We start from the raw sequence: 18,824 nt of genomic DNA on the forward strand, positions 1-18,824 counted from the left end.
GCCCCTCAGAACACCCAGGGGCAGACCGGCGCGACCGGCCAGCCGAACGCCGTCGACGCGCGGTGCAGCGACTCGGCGCCGCCCGTGACCAGCCCGGCGCCGGCGAGCGCGGCCAGCGACCGCCCGCCGAGGTAGGCCGCACCGAGCTCGCGCACGTCGAGCTCCAGGTCGGTCGCGCCCGTCGCCGGCTCGGCCCGGGCGGCGTACGTCCCCTCCGCGCCGGCGTCCCCGGTGGTCAGCCGCCAGGCGCCCGTGTTCCCCGGCAGCAGCGGGTCCCGCACGCCCAGGACGACGTCGACCGGGGCGGCGTAGCGGCGGGCGGCGAGCGCCGCGGGGACGTCGAGCAGCCGCACCCACAGGTTGTCGCTCACCTTCGGGACCGGCTTGCGGGTGTCGACGAGCAGGGCGAGCAGCGGGTCGTCCACGGCGAGGATGCCGGTCGTGACGGTCGCGGTGAGGTCGAGGTCGAGCAGGAACGACCACAGCCGGTGCGCCGCGGGGGCGTCGACCGCTGCCGACGACCGGATCTGCACGGGGTACTCCGGGCCGCCGTCGCCCCAGGTCTGCGTGCGGCGCACCAGGGCGTAGGCCCGGGGCTCGCCCGCGGCGTCGTGCACGGTGACCAGGCGGGCGGGCTCGCCGCCGCGGCGCCACGCGGGCGGGTCGGCCACGGCGAGCCGGCGCAGCAGGTCCGAGCCGCGGGGCAGCCACCCCGGGCGGCCCGCGCCCGCCGCGACGTGCACGGCGTCGACCAGACCCTCGTGCGCGGCGGGGTCGAGCGTCGTGAACCGCACGGTCAGGTCCTGCGACCCCGGGACGTCCCGCAGCGCGGCGCCGCGCGGCACCGTCAGCCGCAGGTGGTCGCTCGCCGACCCGTACCCGAACCGGCCGTAGATCCCGGGCTCGGCGGCGAACAGCGCGGAGACCGGCTCGCCGCGCGCGAGCGACCGCTCGACGTGCGCCCGGATCATCGTCGCCAGCAGCCGCCGTCGCCGGTGGTCGGGCCGGACTCCCACCCAGGTGAGGCCCGCGCACGGCACCTCGCCGCCGGGGACCGGGAGCGAGAACGCGTACGACCCGTGCACGGCGACCAGCTCGCCGGCGTCGGTCTCGACCCCCAGGGCGCGGTCGAGCGGGACGGCGAACGGCGCGGCGGCGTCCGTGGCGGGGTCGCGGTCGCCCTCCGCGAACGCCAGGGCGTCGACGCCGCGGTACTCCTCCAGGCGGTCCTCGGTGATCTCGGTCAGGCGGTAGCCGTCGGGCGCGGTGGTCATGGGGCCATCCTGTCGGGGAGCGGTCGCGGGGGGCACCCCGTTTTCGCAGGTGGGTGCCGTCGTGCCGCCGCCGCGTCATCCTGTCCAGCGCGGGCGCCCCCGGTTACCCTCACGACGTGACGCCCCCGGTCCCCGCGCCCCCGCCCTCGCGGCGCCGGCGTGCGACCAGCGCCCTCGAGCAGCTCCGGGCCCTGCTGCACCGGTGGGGGCTGGGCTCGCAGCAGGCGCTGACCACCCTGCTCGTCGGGCTGACCGTGCTGGCGTCCGCCGGGATCGTCTACGCCCGGCCGTGGGTGCCGCCCTCGACGTTCATCCTCATCGAGCTGCTGGGGGCGTTCCTGCTGCGGCTGCGCGGGATGCTGGTGCTGTGCGTGGCGATCGTCGCGCAGGTCCTTGGGATCGCGTTCGCGGGGCTCGGCGAGTTCACGCCCGGCACGTACCTGCTGCAGGGCATCGCCATCGCCGCGCTGCTTGCGTTCACCGCGCACCGCGAGCGCCTGGGCCTGCAGGGCGCGCCCGGGGACCTGATGATCGTCGACCTCCGGGACCGGCTCGCCGCGCACGGGCAGGTCCCGGCGCTCCCGCACGGCTGGCACGTGGAGACGGCGATCCGGTCCGCGCACCGAGAGGCGTTCTCCGGCGACTTCGTGGTCAGCGCCGCCCGGGAGCACGGCGAGCTGCTGGAGATCGCGCTGGTGGACGTGTCCGGCAAGGGCCAGGACGCGGGCGTGCGGTCGCTCCAGCTGTCCGGGGCGCTCGCGGGGCTGATCGGCCAGCTGCCCAGCGCGGACTTCCTGCCCGCCGCGAACGCGTACCTGCTGGGGCAGGACTGGGACGAGGGGTTCGCGACGGCCGTGCACCTCACCGTCCGGCTGGCGACGGGGGAGTACACGGTGGCGTCCGCCGGCCACCTGCCGCCCGTGCACCTGCACGCGGGATCCGGGGTGGTCGAGCTGCTGAGCGGGTCGGGTGGTCCGGTGCTCGGCGTCGTGCCGGGCGCCCGGTTCCCCGTGCTGCGCGGCACGATCGACCCGGGCGACTGCCTGCTGCTGTACACCGACGGGCTGGTCGAGACCCCGGGCGGCGACCTCGACCTGGGCATCGACCGGCTGCGCGGCGCCGCGGAGGACGTCCTGGCGACCCGGCGCGGGAACGCCGAGGACGTCATCGCGAAGATCGGGGCCGGCGAGGGCGACGACCGGGCGCTCCTCGTCGTGCGGCGGGGCTGAGCGGTCGTGGACGAGGCGTACCTCGAGGCGGTGCTCGACCTGGTCGAGACGATCCCGGCCGGCCGCGCCATGACGTACGGCACCGTCGCGGAGGTGGTGGCCGACCGGTTCGTCGCCGAGGGGCTGCCCGCGCGGGGCGGCCCCCGGCAGGTGGGGCAGGTGATGTCGCGCGGCGGCTCCGGGGTGCCGTGGTGGCGGGTGGTCAACGCCGCCGGTGCGCCGCCCGCCCACCACGCCCGGGCCGCGCTGGAGCACCTGCGGGCCGAGGGGACCCCGCTGAGCGCCGACGGGACACGGGTGGCGCTGCGGCGCGCGATCTGGTTCCCGGACGACTGACGACGACGGCCGCCCGAGCGGGAGCCCGGGCGGCCGTCGTGCCGTGGTGCGGTCGGGGTCAGTGCGCGACCAGGACCTCCTGCGGTGCGGCCGACGGCTCGGCCGACGACTCGGCGGCCGCGAGGCGGGCGGCCCGGTCCGCGCGGGACCGGAACAGCAGCGCGGCGAGCACGGCGCCGCCCGCGAAGATCCCGGCCGACCACGCGTACGCGGTGTCGAAGCTGTGCAGCGCGGCCTCGGCCATCACCTCGGGCGTGGCGGGGGCGTGGTCGAGGACGTACGCGGTCGCCGCCGTGGTGGCGAGGGTGTTCAGCAGGGCGGTGCCGATCGCGCCGCCGACCTGCTGGCTGGTCGACACCAGCGCCGAGGCGGCACCGGCCAGCCGGGGCGGGACGCCGAGGGTCGCGAGCTGGAACGACGCCGGCATGATCGAGGCCATCCCGACGCCCATGAGGACGAGCCCGGGCAGCACGCGCACGTAGGAGCTGTCGGTCTCCAGGGCGGTGAACGTCAGCATGGCGGAGGCCGCGAGCAGCATGCCGATCGGCACCAGCACCTTGGGCCCGAACCGCGGGATCAGCAGGTTCGACTGGATCTGCGCCGTGACGATGATCGAGACGATCATCGGCAGGAACGCGACGCCGGTCTGCATCGGCGTGAACCCGAGCGTCGACTGCAGGTAGTACGTGAGGAACAGGAAGACCCCGAACATCCCCGAGCCCGCGACGAGAATCGCCAGGAACGAGGCCCCGCGGTCGCGGTCCAGCACGACGTCGAGCGGCAGGACCGCGTTGGCCGCCGTGCGCTGCCGCAGGACGAACCCGACGAGCAGCACGACGCTCGCCGCCAGCGGACCCCAGGTCAGCGCGGCGTCCCAGCCCTGCGGCTCCGCCTGGGAGAACCCGAGCACGAGCGAGAACAGGCCGAGCGAGCCGAGCAGCACGCCGGGCAGGTCGAGCCGGTGCCCCGCCGCGCCACCGGTGCGCGGCAGCAGCACGGCGCCGGCCACGAGGGCCACGGCGGCGATCACGACGTTGACGTAGAGGTTCCAGCGCCAGTCGAGGTTCTCGGTCAGGTAGCCGCCGAGCAGCAGGCCGATGGCGCCGCCCATGCCGGCGATGGCGCCGAAGATGCCGAACGCGCGGCCGCGCTCCTTCGGCAGGGTGAACGTGGTGGTCAGCACGGAGAGCGCCGCGGGGGCGAGAACGGCGCCGAACGCGCCCTGCAGGGCGCGGGCCCCGACCAGCAGCTCGAACGTCCCGGCGGCGCCGCCGAGCGCCGACGCGACGGCGAACCCGACGAGGCCGATCAGGAACATGCGGCGGCGGCCGAACATGTCCGACAGCCGCCCGCCGAGCAGCAGCAGGCTGCCGAAGGCGAGGGCGTAGGCGGTGACGATCCACTGCCGGTCGTTGTCGCTGAAGCCGAGCTCGGCCTGGGCGGACGGCATGGCGATGTTCACGATGGTCGCGTCGAGCACGACCATCAGCTGCGCGAGGGCGACGGTGGCCAGGACGAGCCAGCGGCGGCGGTCGGAGTGCACCGGCGCTGCGGGAGCGAGGGGCGATGCAGGTGAGGACATGAAGCTGCTCCGGGAAGGACGTCGGTGTGGGATGCACCGACCGTAAACCAAGACCGGCCAGTTTCGAAACCCCTGAGTCTCGATTTGTTTCGGGCTGACGTGGCAGGCACAATGGCGGGGACGAGAGGAGCTCGTATGACCGCGCGCGACGACGCTGCCGTGACCGAGCCCGTGCCGGACGCCGCGACCGAGCCGGTCCGCCGGCCCGGACGCCGGCGCGACGACTCCAAGGACGACGTGATCCTGCAGGCCGCGCGCGAGCTCCTGAGCGAGCGCGGCTACGACGGCATGACCATGGACGCCGTCGCGGAGCGCGCCGGGGCGGGCAAGTCCACCGTCTACCGGCGCTGGCCCTCGAAGGTGCAGCTCACCGTCGACAGCCTGCTGTGCAGCAAGCAGCTCACCATCGACGAGGTGCCCGACACCGGCTCGCTCCGCGAGGACCTGCTGACCATCTTCACGATCGCCAGCCGCATGAAGAACGACGAGCTCATGTCCGGGGTGTTCACGGCGATCCGCGACGAGCCCGAGGTCCGGACGGTGTTCCACGAGCAGTTCGTGCTCGGCCGGGTGCGCCTGACCCGTGCGGTGCTGGAGCGGGCCCGCCTGCGCGGCGAGACCGGCCCGGACGTGGACCTCGACATGCTCGCCGCCGTGGCTCCCGCGATGGTCCACTACCGCAAGGTCGTGGCGCACCTGCCGATGGACGCGGAGTTCGCGCAGCGGCTGATCGACAAGGTGATCCTGCCGCTGGCGACCGGCAGCATCACGTCCGCCCCCGACCCGGCGCTGGTCGCGGGCGCCCGGTAGCGGTTCCGGCGCGCGGGACCGGTCGATAGGCTGGCGCTCCACACCCGGAGGTGAGCCGTGCTGCGTGACCTGCCCCGCGACGTGCTCGCGCGTCATCACGACGAGGTCCTGCGCCTGCTCGCGGAGCACGGAGTCGATGCCGCCGGGGTGTTCGGTTCCGTCGCCCGCGGCGAGGACGGTGCGGGCTCCGACCTCGACCTGATCGTGCACTTCGCGGACGGGTCCGGGCATGACGTGGTCGCGCTCACCGCAGCGCTCGAGTCGCTCCTGGGCATCACGGTCGACGTGGTCGACGACGTGGCCGTGCTCGACCGGGCCCGGCGCACCGGGGTCGGCCGCCGCATCCTCGCGGAGACCGTCCCCCTGTGACCCCGGAGCAGGCGGAGCGGGTCGTGGCCCTGGTCGAGGAGCTCGACGCCGCGGCCGCGCTCGCCGGTGACGAGCAGGAGCTGCGGGCGGACTGGCGCCTGCGCCTCGCGGCGGAGCGCGTGGTCGAACGGATCTTCCTCGCCGCGACCGACCTGGACGCGCCGCGGGCCGAGCGGTACTTCGGGCGCGAGGGCATGCACCGGCTGCGGGGGATGCGCAACCGGCTCGCGCACAACTACCTCGCGGTCGACCAGTCGGTGCTGTGGTCCGCGCTCTCCGTGCAGGTGCCCGCCGTACGCGCCGCCGTGGGACCCGACCTCGCGGTCGCCCGCGCCGTGCTCGCCGACGCGACGGGGTCGGAAGGCGACCCGGACCGGTGGCGGTCGACGCACCTGCGCCCGATCGACCCTGCCTGACCTCCGCCGAGATGGCAGTCCTCGCCTGCCCGGCGGTGCCGGGCTACAGGCCGGAAGTGCCATCTCGGCGTCCGCACCGCCGGAGGCCGCAGGTCAGAGCAGGGCGCGGCGGCTGCTGATCACGCCCGTGTCGAAGCCCGCGAGGTGCAGGCCCCCGTGGAACCGGGCGTGCTCGATCTTCACGCACCGGTCCATCACCACGGTCAGGCCGGCGGCCTCGCCGCGCGCCGCGACGTCCTCGTGCCACGACCCGAGCTGCAGCCACAGGGCCTTCGCGCCGACCGCGAGGGTCTCGTCCAGCACGGTCGGCAGGTCGTCGTGCCGGCGGAACACGTCCACCAGGTCCGGCACCACGGGCAGCGCGTCGAGCGAGGGGTAGACCGGCTGCCCGAGGATCTCCTTCTCGCGCGGGTTCACCAGGTACACGTCGTACGGCGCGCTGGACAGCAGGTACGTGGTGACGAAGTACGACGCGCGAGCGGGGTTGTTCGACGCCCCGACGACGGCGATCGACCGGGTGCGGCGCAGCAGCGCGAGGCGCTCCGGAGCGCTCGGGCCCTGCCAGGTGCGGGCCGGGGTGGTCGGGGTGCTCATCGGGTGGCCTCCGGGAGGGTGCAGGCGTCGGCGCCCAGGCCGGTGACGGCGGCCCCGACGGCGGGTGCGGCGGGGACGGCGGGGCGGGCCGCGGCGGCACGGGCACCGTCGTCGGTGGCGGCCCCGTCGTCGGACCCGGCACCGGCGGCGGCGGTGGCCGCGGTGAGCGCCTGGTCGAGGTCCCAGAGGATGTCCTCGGGGTCCTCGATGCCGACGCTGATCCGCACCAGGTCCTCCGGGACGCCGGCGGCGGCGAGCTGCTCGGCGGACAGCTGCTGGTGGGTGGTCGAGGCCGGGTGGATCACGAGGGTGCGGGCGTCGCCGACGTTCGCGAGGTGGCTGGCGAGCTGCAAGTGCTCGATGAACCGGCGCCCGACCTCGCGGCCCTCGCGGTCGGGGGTCGCGGCGAGCCGGAACGCGAACACCGACCCCGGCCCCAGCGGCAGGTAGCGGGCGGCGCGCTCGTGGTGCGGGTGCGACGGCAGGCCGGCCCACTGCACGGCCGTCACGCGCGGGTCGGCGTCGAGCCACTCCGCGACGGCCCGGGCGTTGGCCAGGTGCGCGTCGAGCCGCTGCGGCAGCGTCTCGACGCCCTGCAGCAGCTGGAACGCGGACTGCGCGGACAGCGACGGGCCGATGTCCCGCAGCTGCTCGGAGCGGAGCTTGGTGAGGAACCCGTACTCCCCGAAGTTCTCCCACCACTTCACGTGGTTGTACGAGGGCACCGGCTCCGTCATCTGCGGGAACTTGCCGTTGCCCCAGTCGAACCGCCCCGACTCGACGACGACGCCGCCGAGCGTGGTGCCGTGCCCGCCGAGGAACTTGGTCGCCGAGTGGATGACGATGTCCGCGCCGTGCTCGATCGGCCGCACCAGGTACGGGGTCGAGAGCGTGGAGTCGACCACCAGCGGGATGCCCGCCGCGTGCGCGACCTCGGCCAGGCCGGCCAGGTCGGCGACCTCGCCCGACGGGTTCGCGACGACCTCGGTGTACAGCACCTTGGTCTCGGGGCGGATGGCCGCGGCGTAGTCGGCGGGGTCCGTCCCGGGCACGAAGGTGGTCTCGACGCCGAACCGGCGCAGGGTCACGTCGAGCTGCGTCACCGTGCCGCCGTACAGCTGCGCGGAGGCGACGACGTGGTCCCCGGCGCCGACGAGCGCGGCGAACGTGATGAACTCCGCGGCCATGCCCGACGCGGTGGCCACGGCGCCGATGCCGCCCTCGAGGGACGCGATCCGCTCCTCGAACGCCGCGACCGTCGGGTTGCCGAGGCGCGAGTAGATGTTGCCGTACTTCTGCAGCGCGAACAGGTTCGCGGCGTCGGTGGTGTCGTTGAAGACGAACGACGTGGTCTGGTAGATCGGCACCGCGCGGGCGCCGGTCGCGGCGTCGGGGATCGCCCCGGCGTGCAGGGCGCGGGTGCGGAAGCCGAAGCGGTGCTCGTCGGGCGCGGTCATGCGGGGGTGGCCTCCTCGGCCGTGAGGTGGGGTGCGGGCGCGGCTGCCGTCACGGTAGCCGCACGGGGCAGGAGCGCGGCGACCTGGTCCACCGCCCACGGGTTCTGCAGGGACGTGACGTCGCCGAGCGGCCGGCCGTCGTGCAGGTCGGCGAGCAGGCGGCGCAGGATCTTGCCGGACCGGGTCTTGGGCACCTCGGGGACGACGAGCACGTGCCGCGGCTTGGCGACCGGCCCGATCTCCCGGGCGACCTGAGCCCGCAGGGTCTCGCGCAGGTCCTCGGCCGCGGCCCGCCAGGCGGCGACGTCCTCGACCGGCCCGGGCGCGACCGCCGGGACCACGAACGCCGCGACGGCCTGCCCGCCGACCGCGTCCGCGACGCCCGCAACGCCGGCCTCGCCGACGGCGGGGTGCGCGACCAGCGCGGACTCGATCTCGATGGTCGACAGCCGGTGTCCGGCGACGTTCACGACGTCGTCCACCCGGCCGAGCAGCCAGATGTCGCCGTCGGCGTCCCAGGAGGCGCCGTCGCCGGCCAGGAAGTAGCCGTGCTCCGCGAACGGCCGCCAGTACGAGTCGAGGTACCGCTGCGCGTCGCCCCACACCGTGCGTGCCATCCCGGGCCAGGGCCGGTCGATCACGAGGTAGCCCCCGGACCCCCGCGGCACCTCGGCGCCGGCGTCGTCCACCACGCGGGCCGACAGCCCCGGCAGCGGGCGGGTCGCGGACCCCGGCTTGAGGGTCGTCACGCCCGGCAGCGGCGCGATGACGGCCGCGCCGGTCTCGGACTGCCACCAGGTGTCGACCACGGGGGCGGTGCCGGCACCGAGCTGGTCGCGGAACCACACCCACGCCTCGGGGTTGATCGCCTCGCCGACCGTCCCGAGCAGCCGGATGCTGGACAGGTCGTGGCCGGCGGGCAGCCCGTCGGGGAACCAGGTCATGAAGGTCCGGATGAGCGTCGGGGCCGTGTAGTACACGGTGACGCCGTACCGCTCGATGACCTCGAGGTGGCGCTCGCGGTGCGGGGTGTCCGGCGTGCCCTCGTAGATGACCTGCGTGAGGCCGTTGCTCAGGGGGCCGTAGATCTCGTAGGTGTGCGCGGTCACCCAGGCGAGGTCCGCGGTGCACCAGTGCACGTCGTCGGGCTTCGCGTCGAACATCGCCCAGTGGGTCCAGGACGCCTGGGTGAGGTAGCCGCCGGTGGTGTGCACCAGGCCCTTCGGCTTCCCGGTGGTGCCCGAGGTGTAGATGATGAAGAGCGGGTGCTCGGCGTCGAAGGCCTGCGCCTCGTGCACGGGGGACGCGGTGTCCACGACGTCGTGCCACCAGACGTCGCGGCCCTCGGTCCAGGCGACGTCCTGACCGGTGCGGCGCACGACCAGGACGTGCTCCACGTGGTCCAGGCCGTCGACCGCGGCGTCGGCGGCGGACTTCACCTCGACGGCCTGCCCGCGGCGGAACTGCCCGTCGCTGGTGACGAGCAGCTTCGCGCCCGTGTCCTGGACGCGGAACCGCACCGCCTCGGCGGAGAAGCCCCCGAACACGAGCGAGTGCACCGCGCCGATCCGGGCGACCGCGAGCGTGACGATCAGCGTCTCGGCGATCACCGGCAGGTAGACGACCACCCGGTCCCCGGGCCCGACGCCGAGGTCGGTGAGGGCGTTCGCGGCGCGGGAGACCTCCCGCTGCAGGTCGGCGTACGTGTACGAGCGGCGGTCGCCGCGCTCGCCCTCGGCGTGGAACGCGACCGTGTCCCCGCGCCCGGCGGCCACGTGCCGGTCGACGCAGTTCACCGCGGCGTTGAGCCGGCCGCCGACGAACCACTGCGCCTCCGGCACGGTCAGCTCGCCGTCCGGGCCGGGGACCGCGGGGGACCACGTGTGCGCGGTGTGCCAGGGCTCCGCCCAGTCGAGGCGCCGGGCGGCGTCCTCCCAGAACCCGACCGGGTCCGACGCCGCGCGGGCCAGCAGGCGCGCGTGCTCGTCGGGGCCGATGTTCCAGTCGCCGGCAGGCGCGGGGAACGCCCGGGTCTCGGTCTGCAGCGCGTCGATCGTCGCGCCGGTCGTCACCGTGCTCGTCATGCCCACCTTCTCAGCAGCGACTTCTCGGCCAGGCCGATCAGCGCGTCGGTCGTCTTGCCCAGCAGCGCCAGCAGGACGATCGCGAGGATCATCCGGTCGACGCGGCCGTTGTTGCCCGAGTCCATCAGCAGGAAGCCGAGTCCCATCGACGAGGCGATGAGCTCCGCGGCCACCAGGAACAGCCACGACTGGGCCATCGCCAGCCGCAGGCCGGCCACCACCGACGGCACCGCCGCCGGGAGCTGCACCGCCGCCAGCAGGCGCGGGCCCCGCAGGCCGTACGCGCGCCCGGCCTCGACCAGGTGCGCGTCGACGTGCCGCAGCGCGGCGACCACCGTGGTGTAGACGGGGAAGAACGCGCCGATCGCGATCAGCGTCAGCTTGGACTCCTCGCCGATCTTCATCCAGAGGATCAGCAGCGGCACCCACGCGAGCGACGGCACCGCGCGGATCGCCCCGAGCGTCGGCTCCAGCAGTGCGCCGGTCAACCGGGACAGGCCCACCACCGACCCGATCGCCAGGCCGAGCGCCGCGCCGATCAGGAAGCCGAGCACCACCCGCTGCGTCGAGATCGCCACGTACGGCCCGAGCAGCCCCCGCTCGGCGAGGTCGACGGCCGCCGTCCACACCGACGCGGGGCTCGGCAGCTGGTACGGCGCGACCAGACCCGACGTCGTGACCACCTGCCACACGACGAGCAGGACCACCGGCAGCACCAGCCCCAGCGCGAGCCGCACCGGGCGCCGCGCCAGCGGGCCCGACCCCGGGCGCGGGAGCACCGAGGAGCTGAACGGGTTGAGCCCGGGCAGGGCGCGGCCGCGCGCGTCGGTCACCGGGGCGCTGGTGCCCGTCACGGTCACCGCACCGCTGAGCGACGGGGACATGGCTGCTCCTCGTCAGTCGGCGATGCTCGACGGGTCGGCGTCCTGGGCGAACGTCGGCTCGAACAGCTCGTCCAGGGCGGTGTCGATGAGGTCCTGGCTCGCGACGTCGCCGGACTCGACGAAGATCGGGCCGACGACCTCGAGCACCTCGCGCTGCGCCTCGCCCGGGACGGGGTCGATGTCCAGCGTGGTGCGCTCGGTGATGACCGTCTCGGCGACGGCCGGGTCGATGCCGGCGACCTCCGCGAGGATGCTCGCGACCTCGTCCGGGTTCTCCTGCGCCCACGCACGCGCCTTCTCGTACGCGTCGACCACGACCTGCGCGAGGTCGGGGCTCGCGTCGAGGAACTCCTGCGTGGCGTTGAGGAACCCGTAGGTGTTGAAGTCGACGTTCCGGTACAGCAGCGTCGACCCGGCGTCCGCCTCGCTCGCCGCCATCAGCGGGTCCAGGCCGGACCAGGCGTCCACGGAGCCGTTCTCCAGGGCGGCCTTGCCGTCGGCGTGCTGCAGGTTCTGCACCTCGACCTCGGCCGGGTCGACGCCCGCCTCGTCCAGGGACTGCAGCAGGAAGAAGTAGGGGTCCGTGCCCTTCGTCGCGGCGACCGACCGGCCGGCCAGGTCCTCGACGCTGGTGATGTCCGAGCCGGCGGGCACCACCAGGGCCGCCCACTCCGGCTGGGAGTAGATGTCGATCGTGCGGATCGGGGAGCCGTTCGACCGGGCGAGCAGCGCCGCCGAGCCCGCGGTGGAGCCGACGTCGACCGCCCCGGCGCGCAGCGCCTCGTTCGCCTTGTTCGACCCGGCCGACTGCACCCACTCGACCGTGACGTCGTCGCCGAGGGTCTCCTCGATCCAGCCCTGGTCCTTGATGACGAGGCTCAGCGGGTTGTACGTCGCGAAGTCGAGCGTGAGCGTGTCGGCGCTCCACCCCTCGGCGGCGGCGTCCGCGGCGTCGGGGGCGTCGGCCTGGGCCTGCGCCTCGCCCTCGCCGGCGACGCAGCCCCCGAGCAGCAGGGTCGCGGCGAGGGCGGCGACGCCGAGGGTGAGCGGTCGGCGGGCGGTCGGACGGCGCCACGGGGCGGCGGTGCGGGCGGTCATCTCGTCTCCTGACGGGTGCGGGTGCGGGTGCGGTGCGGTGCGGGCGGGTCGGTGGGTGGAGCGGGCGGTCAGATCGCGTGGTGCAGGTCGGGGTCGTGCCGGCGGTGGTGCGTGGCGACACCCAGGCCGTCCAGCAGCTCCGCGCGCAGCTCGGCGAGCCGGCTGTCGGCGCGGTCGCGGGGACGCCGGCCGGGGACGTCGATGACGGAGCGGATGGACGTGCCGGTGCCGTCCGGCGCGCCGAGCAGCACCACCCGGTCGGCCAGGTACAGGGCCTCCTCGACGTCGTGGGTGACCAGCAGCACCGTCGTGGGCTGGCGGGCGTGCACGTCGAGCAGCAGGTCCTGCATCCGCAGCCGGGTCAGGGCGTCGAGCGCGCCGAACGGCTCGTCGAGCAGCAGCACCCCCGGGCGGCGGGCGAGCGCCCGGGCCAGCGACGCGCGCTGCGCCATGCCCCCGGACACCTGCCGCGGCCGCAGCCCCGCGGAGCCCGACAGCCCGACCAGCTCGAGCAGCCGGGCGACCTGCTCCCGGGCGGCCGCCCGCGGGGTGCCGCGCGGCACGCCGAGGGCGACGTTCTGGGCGAGCGTCCGCCAGGGGAGCAGGCGCGGCTCCTGGAACGCCACCGCGGTGCGCGCGTCGTAGGGAGCCACGGGCTCACCGCCGAGCCGGAGCGATCCGGCGTCCGGGGCGTCCAGGCCGGCGACCTGCCGGAGCAGCGTCGACTTGCCGCAGCCCGACGGGCCGATGACGGCGACGACCTCACCCGCGGCGATCCGCAGGTCGACGCCCGCGAGCACCGGCCGGGGGCCGGTCGGGGTGGCGAACGTGCGCGCCACGCCCCGCAGGTCGACGCGCAGGGCAGGGGCGTCGGTGCCGGCGGCCGGCGGGGCCGAGGCGGTCGGTGCGTGCGTCATGGGGGTTCCCGGGACGTCGGGCCACCGGTGGGTGGCGGCGGGGCGGGTGCCGTGGGGCGCGGGTGGCTCCGGGGCGGCTGCGGGCGGCGACGGCGGAGCGGATGGCGCGAGGGCGCGGCGTGGGGCCGGGCTGCGCGGTGCCGTGCGGTGCGGGGGCTGCGACGCCCGGGCGGCCGCGGGTCAGGCGGCGCGACGGGAGCGCAGCGAGCTCACCGTGGGGCGACAACAGCGACACGAGGCGGGCATCGGCAGGCCCGGGCGCAGGGTCGCGCGCTGGTGCAACATCGACCGGGCCACGGGCAGCCTCCTCACGTTGTCTCACTCACCGAGACGGAACAGTTCACGACTCGGGATCACCGCCGACAGTAGCGGTGTCGGCGCGCTGCGGACAACCCGGACACGCACTGCACCGCCCGATCGCCGCCCCTCTTCCGGCGGCTCCCGGTCGCCGCCTCGCTTCCGGCGGCTCCCGGTCGCCGCGCCTCTTCCGGCGGCTCCCGGTCGCCGAGATGGCAGTCCGCGCCTGCGCGGGAGCGCCCCGCAGAGGCGAGGACTGCCATCTCGGCGCGCAGCGGCGGGGGGCGGCGAGGTGCGGCGGGGGTGCGGCGCTCGGTGCGGGAGGTGGGCGTCAGCGGCGGGCCGTGCGGAGCACGAGGTGGCAGGCGATGCCCGCGACCAGCCCCCAGAACGCCGCCGAGACCCCGCCGACGCTGATCCCGGACACCGTGACCAGGAACGTCACCGCGGCGGACTCCCGGTGCCCCGGGGTCCCGAACGCCCCGCCGAGCGACGCCGCCAGCGTCCCGACCAGCGCCAGCCCGGCCGCGGCGGCGATCAGCCCGGCCGGCGCGGCGAGGGCGACGGCCGCCACCGCGGCGGACCCGGCTCCGAGCACGAGGTAGCCGAGCCCGGCGACGACCGCCGCCCGCCACCGCCGCCGCGGGTCGGGCCCGCCCTCGGGGCCGGCGGCCAGGGCGGCGCTGATCGCCGCCAGGTTGATCGCGTGCCCGCCGAACGGCGCAGCCAGCACGGAGCCGAGGCCGGTGACCAGCATCACCGGCCGCAGGGGTGCCGTGTACCCGAACCCCGCGAGCACGGCGACGCCGGGGATGTTCTGCGAGGCCATCGTCACCACGAACAGCGGCACCGCGACCGACACGACCGCCGGCCAGGACAGCGCGGGAGTCGTCCAGGTCAGGCTCGGGACCAGGTCGGCGGGGTCGAGCGCCCGCACGTCCGGCGAGGCGACGGCGAGCGCGATGGCCAGCCCGATCGCCGCCGGGGTCGCCCAGCGGGGCGCGAGCCGCAGCAGCACCAGCCACACCAGCACGACCGGTCCGACCAGCAGCGGCCGGTCGGCGACGGCGCGCACCGGCTCCAGGCACAGCTCGACCAGCACCCCGGCGAGCATCGCGTTGGCGAGCGGCACGGGGATCAGCCGCACCCAGCGCTCGAGCCGCCGCCACAGCCCGACGGCGGCCAGCAGCAGCCCGCAGACCACGAACCCGCCGACGGCGTGCGACCACCCCCCGGCGGCGGTCCCGGTGGTGGCGAGCAGGGCGGCACCGGGCGTCGACCAGGCGACGGTGATCGGCAGCCGGGTGCGCCACGCGAGCAGCACCGTCGCCGCGCCCATGGCGAGCGTGACGGCGAGCAGCCCGGACGCCGCCTGCGCGGGCGTGGCCCCGACGGCGCGCAGGCCGCCGAGCACGACGGCGAACGCGCTGGTGAAGCCGACGAGCGCCGTGACGACGCCCGCTGCGACGTGGGTGGCGGCGTCCCGCGGCGGCGCGGGGGAGTCCGCCGTGGGTCCCGCGGAGGTCGGCTGGGTCACCCGCCGGACCGTAGCCGAGTCGTGTGTCGGCGTCGTTGCGCGTCCGCCGCGACCCCGCCCGCGGCCCGCCCACGGCCCCGCGCGCGGGCCCCGCCGGACCCCAGGCGCCCCCCTCAGTCCTCCGCGCCGCCGAGCAGCCCGGCGATCGCGGGCAGCTGCTCGGGCGCGGCCTGGACCAGCACCGTCGTGACGGCCGTGTCCCGCCACGCCGCCGCCTGCGCCCGCACGTCGTCCGGGGTACCGACCAGCGCGACGTCCCGCACCAGCTCCGTCGGGACGGCCGCGGCGGCGCGTGCCCGGTCGCCGGCGGCGTAGTGCGCCTGGATCTCCGCGCACGCGTCGGCGTACCCGAGCCGGACCAGGGCGTTCGCGTGGAAGTTCGCGTCCTTCGCGCCCATCCCTCCCGCGTACAGCGCGACGAACGGCCGCACCGCGTCGGCGGCGCGCTCCACGTCCGGGCCGAGGACCACGGGCACGGTCGCGGTCACCTCGAACTCCTCGACGGGGCGCGTTCCCGCGGCCCTGCGCCCGAACCCCTCCGCGAGCAGGCCGCGGAACTCGTCGTCGAGCCGGGGCGTGTAGAACAGCGGCAGCCACCCGTCGGCGATCTCGGCGGCCAGGGCGATGTTCTTCGGTCCCTCGGCGGCCAGGTGGATCGGCAGGTCCGCCCGCAGCGGGTGCACGGTGGACCGCAGCGCCTTGCCGAGCCCCGAGCCGTCCTGCGCGGGCAGCGGCAGCCGGTAGAACGCCCCGTCGGCCCGCACCGGCCCCTCGCGGCGCAGGACGTCCCGGACGATCGCGACGAACTCGCGGGTCCGGGCCAGGGGCCGCGGGTAGGGCAGGCCGTACCAGCCCTCGACGACCTGCGGCCCGGACACCCCCAGCCCGAGCGTGAACCGCCCGCCGGACAGGTGGTCGAGCGTCAGCGCCGCCATCGCGGTGGCGGTCGGCGTGCGCGCGGCGATCTGCGCGACCGCGGTCCCGAGCCGGACCCGCGACGTCGTCGCGCCCCACCACGCGAGCGGCGTGAAGGCGTCCGACCCGTACGCCTCCGCGGTCCACACCGAGTCCAGCCCGAGCCGGTCCGCGGCCTGCACCGCCTCCGCGGCTCCGGGCGGGGGACCCGCCGACCAGTAGCCGGTGTGGTAGCCGAGCCGCATCGTGCCTCCTTCGCCGCGCGCTCGCCGGTGAGCACGCACGTCCGCCATGCTGCCCTGCGCGGGAGCTCCGGCGCGAGCGGGCCCCGTCAGCTCCCGGGCCGGCGCCGTGCCCGGTCGGCGAGCGTGGTGAGCAGCGCCGCACCCGTGGCGGCGTCGTCGACGGTGACGACGAACGAGCGGCCGTTGCTCCGCGCGACCTCGATCGCCTCACCGGTGCGGACCACGTAGCCGACGGTGCCGCCCAGCGTGGTGCGGAAGCCCCAGCCGCCGAACTCGCGCAGCGGCCGGACCAGGCGCACCCGCACGGAGGCGACCTCGTCCAGGGGCACGTGGAACCGGGGCCAGCCCAGCGCGGAGCGGGCGGTGAGTCCACGGGCGTCCACGGTCACCACGATGACCGCGCTGGTGAGCACGAGGGCGACGAGCACCGCGACGAGCACGATCAGCGCCGCCACGTGCGAGACGATGACGACCCCGGTGACCACGACGGCCGCCCCGCCCCCGACTGCCAGGGCGACCCGGCTCACCACGCGCCCGGTCCACGCCGCGCGCTCGTGCTCCCCGAGGGGGATCCGCGGCCCGTCGAGGGGGCCGGCGTCGGTCACCGGCTGGTGCGGGTCGCCGGGGGTGGCCCACGCGCACAGGCCCCCGACGGTCAGCCCGCACAGCAGCGCGGCCAGGATCACGGAGTCGATGTCGGGGACCGCCGCCGCGTCGTCGAGGCCCCGCTGCACGGCGAGCGTGCCGGTGGTGAGGGCCGCGCCGAAGACCCCGATGCCGGAGGCGAGCCCCGTGGCGATCCGCCGGGTCATGGCGTCGCGGCCGCTGTGCACGGCGAGGAGCCAGGCGCCGGCCGCGAGGATGCCGAACAGGGCGACCGCCAGCCCGACGAACGGTGCGAGCGCGGTGTACCCGTCGGCTCCGTCGGGGCCGAAGTGCGTCGCGACGGGGTCGGGCAGGTCGTCGCGCCACGCCGCGGCCAGGACGACGGTCGCGGCCAGCGCCAGGGCGGCGGGGACGAGGCCCAGCGCGGTGCTGGCGGTCCGGTGCGGTACGCCGTGCATCGGGGTGGTGAGCGTGGTCATCGTGCCTCCTGCGAGGTGAGCGCGGCCTTCACGAGGCCGAGGGTCGTGTCCGGGGCGAGCCCGGCGGTGCGCGCGGCGGCGACCAGGGCGGCCACCGCGTCGTGCACCGGCGCCAGGTCGGTGGTGCCGCGCTCCGCCACGACGGCGCCCCGGCCCCGGCGCAGCTCGAGCAGCCCCTCGTCCCGCAGGTCCTGGTACGCGCGCAGGACGGTGTGCAGGTTGATGTCGAGCGACGCCGCGAGCGTGCGGGCCGCGGGCAGTCGCGCCCCGGGTGCGAGGTCGCCGCTCAGCACCGCGCCGCGGACCTGCGCGGACAGCTGGGCGAACAGCGGCTCCGCCGAGGTGGGGTCGATGCGCAGCAGCATGTGGCCACCCTAGTTGTTCCATGACAACTAGAACAAGTTGCTCCGCACGGAAGGGCGGCAGTGGCGGGCGGGGCGGCGCGTCGGTGGTTCACCGACCGGCAACGCACGCGCCCTAAGGTGTGCCCACGGCGCACCCTCCCGCGCCCGCACCACCACGGAAGGACCCCGACATGCCCGGCGCAGCCCACCACATCGCCCTCGTCGCCCACGACAACAAGAAGGTCGAGCTGCTGCGCTGGGCCGAGTTCAACCGCGGCACCCTGTCCCGGCACCACCTCTACGCGACCGGCACCACCGGCACGATGCTGCAGTACGAGCTCGGCCTGCCGGTCACGCGGCTGCTGTCCGGCCCGGTCGGCGGCGACCAGCAGATCGGCGCGAAGATCGCCGAGGGCGTCATCGACATGCTGATCTTCTTCTGGGACCCGCTGGAGCCCCAGCCGCACGACCCGGACGTCAAGGCGCTGCTGCGGATCGCCGCGGTGTGGAACGTCCCGATGGCGGCGAACGTCGCGACCGCGGACATGCTGATCTCCTCGCCGATGCTCAGCGAGGCGTGGACCGGTAGGCCGGAGATCACGCCGCGCCCGTGGGAGGGCGGCCCCGTCGCCTGACCGGCGTCAGATGTAGATCGCGGGGTCGTCGACCTCGGGCTCCGGGGGAGCGGCGGCCGGCTTCTGCCGGATCGTCGCGGGGACGCCGACGGCGACGGCCCCGGCGGGCACGTCCTTGAGCACGACGGCGTTCGCGCCGATCTGCGCGCCGTCGCCGATCCACACGGGCCCGAGCACCTTCGCGCCCGCGCCGACCACCACGCCGTCGCCGACGGTGGGGTGCCGCTTGCCCCGCGTCATCGTCTTGCCGCCGAGGGTCGCGCCGTGGAACAGCACGACGTCGTCGCCGATGACCGCGGTCTCGCCGACCACCACGCCCATGCCGTGGTCGATGAACAGCCGGCGCCCGACGGTCGCGCCGGGGTGGATCTCCACCCCGGTGACCGCGCGGGACACCTGCGACAGGAGCCGGGCCGGCAGACGCAGGCCCGGCTCCCGCCACATGCGGTGCGCCACCCGGTGCACCCACACGGCGTGCAGGCCGGGGTAGGCGAGCGCGACCTCGAGCCTCGACCGCGCGGCCGGGTCCCGGCGCTGCGCGGCGTCCAGGTCCTCGCGCAGGGTGCGGGCGAACCGCCGGGCGCGCCGCCAGTGCGCACCCAGGTCGCCCGCGGCGGTGCGCGGGTCGGACGCCGCGCGCGCGGGGCTCGGCACGCCCTGCCCGTCGGGGCGGGGCGCGCCGCCCGGGCGCGGCAGTCGGGTGGTCGAGGTCATCG

General features: G+C 75.8%; 19 protein-coding genes. 6 read left to right on the forward strand and 13 right to left on the reverse strand.

The window, feature by feature from the left end; translation table 11 throughout:
* Window positions 1–5: 5 nt before the first annotated feature.
* The gene (locus tag KJP73_RS05655; RefSeq protein ID WP_213281823.1) at window positions 6–1,274 is read right to left on the reverse strand and encodes a GNAT family N-acetyltransferase; all 1,269 of its coding nucleotides are present in this window, start codon (window positions 1,272–1,274) and stop codon (window positions 6–8) included.
* Window positions 1,275–1,390: 116 nt separating this feature from the next.
* Between KJP73_RS05655 and KJP73_RS05660 the strand changes: the two genes are divergently transcribed.
* Window positions 1,391–2,503, forward strand: a complete 1,113-nt coding sequence (locus tag KJP73_RS05660) for a PP2C family protein-serine/threonine phosphatase (RefSeq protein ID WP_213281824.1) — start codon at window positions 1,391–1,393, stop codon at window positions 2,501–2,503.
* A 6-nt stretch (window positions 2,504–2,509) separates the two neighbouring features.
* Window positions 2,510–2,839 (forward strand): MGMT family protein, encoded by a 330-nt coding sequence (locus tag KJP73_RS05665; protein WP_213281825.1) that lies wholly within the window; start codon window positions 2,510–2,512, stop codon window positions 2,837–2,839.
* A 58-nt stretch (window positions 2,840–2,897) separates the two neighbouring features.
* On the opposite strand, the gene KJP73_RS05670 is transcribed toward KJP73_RS05665, so the two are convergent.
* Window positions 2,898–4,421 (reverse strand): MFS transporter, encoded by a 1,524-nt coding sequence (locus tag KJP73_RS05670; RefSeq protein ID WP_213281826.1) that lies wholly within the window; start codon window positions 4,419–4,421, stop codon window positions 2,898–2,900.
* Window positions 4,422–4,556: 135 nt separating this feature from the next.
* Here KJP73_RS05670 and KJP73_RS05675 point away from each other — a divergent pair, with 135 nt between their 5' ends.
* From KJP73_RS05675 to KJP73_RS05685, 3 genes are read left to right on the forward strand one after another with little or no spacing between them, the layout of a single operon-like run.
* Window positions 4,557–5,231, forward strand: a complete 675-nt coding sequence (locus KJP73_RS05675) for a TetR/AcrR family transcriptional regulator (protein ID WP_213281827.1) — start codon at window positions 4,557–4,559, stop codon at window positions 5,229–5,231.
* A gap of 57 nt (window positions 5,232–5,288) precedes the next feature.
* The gene (locus KJP73_RS05680) at window positions 5,289–5,600 is read left to right on the forward strand and encodes a nucleotidyltransferase family protein (RefSeq protein WP_249669130.1); all 312 of its coding nucleotides are present in this window, start codon (window positions 5,289–5,291) and stop codon (window positions 5,598–5,600) included.
* Window positions 5,597–6,016: a HepT-like ribonuclease domain-containing protein gene (locus KJP73_RS05685; protein WP_213281828.1), complete on the forward strand. Its 420-nt coding sequence runs from the start codon at window positions 5,597–5,599 to the stop codon at window positions 6,014–6,016. Before KJP73_RS05680 ends, KJP73_RS05685 begins: the two co-directional genes overlap by 4 nt.
* A gap of 93 nt (window positions 6,017–6,109) precedes the next feature.
* Here KJP73_RS05685 and KJP73_RS05690 read toward each other — a convergent pair whose 3' ends face one another.
* The 10 genes from KJP73_RS05690 to KJP73_RS05735 all read right to left on the reverse strand — a co-directional run bounded on the left by KJP73_RS05690 (window position 6,110) and on the right by KJP73_RS05735 (window position 17,494).
* The gene (locus KJP73_RS05690) at window positions 6,110–6,610 is read right to left on the reverse strand and encodes a CoA-binding protein (RefSeq protein WP_213281829.1); all 501 of its coding nucleotides are present in this window, start codon (window positions 6,608–6,610) and stop codon (window positions 6,110–6,112) included.
* Window positions 6,607–8,067, reverse strand: a complete 1,461-nt coding sequence (locus KJP73_RS05695; protein ID WP_249669131.1) for an O-acetylhomoserine aminocarboxypropyltransferase/cysteine synthase family protein — start codon at window positions 8,065–8,067, stop codon at window positions 6,607–6,609. The genes KJP73_RS05690 and KJP73_RS05695 overlap by 4 nt, the downstream gene beginning before the upstream one ends.
* Window positions 8,064–10,151, reverse strand: coding sequence for an acetate--CoA ligase (gene acs / locus KJP73_RS05700; RefSeq protein WP_213281830.1), 2,088 nt, complete (start codon window positions 10,149–10,151; stop codon window positions 8,064–8,066). Before acs ends, KJP73_RS05695 begins: the two co-directional genes overlap by 4 nt.
* Window positions 10,148–11,035, reverse strand: coding sequence for an ABC transporter permease (locus KJP73_RS05705; RefSeq protein WP_213281831.1), 888 nt, complete (start codon window positions 11,033–11,035; stop codon window positions 10,148–10,150). Before KJP73_RS05705 ends, acs begins: the two co-directional genes overlap by 4 nt.
* A gap of 12 nt (window positions 11,036–11,047) precedes the next feature.
* Window positions 11,048–12,133, reverse strand: a complete 1,086-nt coding sequence (locus KJP73_RS05710; protein ID WP_213281832.1) for an aliphatic sulfonate ABC transporter substrate-binding protein — start codon at window positions 12,131–12,133, stop codon at window positions 11,048–11,050.
* A 68-nt stretch (window positions 12,134–12,201) separates the two neighbouring features.
* On the reverse strand, window positions 12,202–13,050 hold the full coding sequence (locus KJP73_RS05715; RefSeq protein ID WP_213281833.1) for an ABC transporter ATP-binding protein: 849 nt from the start codon (window positions 13,048–13,050) through the stop codon (window positions 12,202–12,204).
* Between the two features lie 628 nt (window positions 13,051–13,678).
* Complete coding sequence (locus KJP73_RS05720) at window positions 13,679–14,884, reverse strand: benzoate/H(+) symporter BenE family transporter (RefSeq protein ID WP_213281834.1); 1,206 nt, start codon at window positions 14,882–14,884, stop codon at window positions 13,679–13,681.
* A gap of 113 nt (window positions 14,885–14,997) precedes the next feature.
* A complete protein-coding gene (locus tag KJP73_RS05725; protein ID WP_213281835.1) occupies window positions 14,998–16,044 on the reverse strand; it encodes an LLM class F420-dependent oxidoreductase in 1,047 nt (348 codons plus the stop codon).
* A gap of 86 nt (window positions 16,045–16,130) precedes the next feature.
* Entirely contained in the window at window positions 16,131–17,129 is a 999-nt protein-coding gene (locus KJP73_RS05730; protein ID WP_213281836.1) for a DUF1648 domain-containing protein, read from the reverse strand.
* The gene (locus KJP73_RS05735; protein WP_213281837.1) at window positions 17,126–17,494 is read right to left on the reverse strand and encodes a GntR family transcriptional regulator; all 369 of its coding nucleotides are present in this window, start codon (window positions 17,492–17,494) and stop codon (window positions 17,126–17,128) included. The genes KJP73_RS05730 and KJP73_RS05735 overlap by 4 nt, the downstream gene beginning before the upstream one ends.
* Window positions 17,495–17,664: 170 nt before the next feature.
* Here KJP73_RS05735 and KJP73_RS05740 point away from each other — a divergent pair, with 170 nt between their 5' ends.
* A complete protein-coding gene (locus KJP73_RS05740) occupies window positions 17,665–18,108 on the forward strand; it encodes a methylglyoxal synthase (protein ID WP_213281838.1) in 444 nt (147 codons plus the stop codon).
* A 6-nt stretch (window positions 18,109–18,114) separates the two neighbouring features.
* Here the strand turns inward: KJP73_RS05740 and epsC are convergent, their stop codons facing one another.
* The gene (gene epsC / locus KJP73_RS05745; RefSeq protein ID WP_213281839.1) at window positions 18,115–18,822 is read right to left on the reverse strand and encodes a serine O-acetyltransferase EpsC; all 708 of its coding nucleotides are present in this window, start codon (window positions 18,820–18,822) and stop codon (window positions 18,115–18,117) included.
* Window positions 18,823–18,824 lie beyond the last annotated feature (2 nt).

The organism is Cellulomonas hominis, assembly GCF_901521055.1.
Lineage (GTDB): Bacteria > Actinomycetota > Actinomycetes > Actinomycetales > Cellulomonadaceae > Cellulomonas > Cellulomonas endometrii.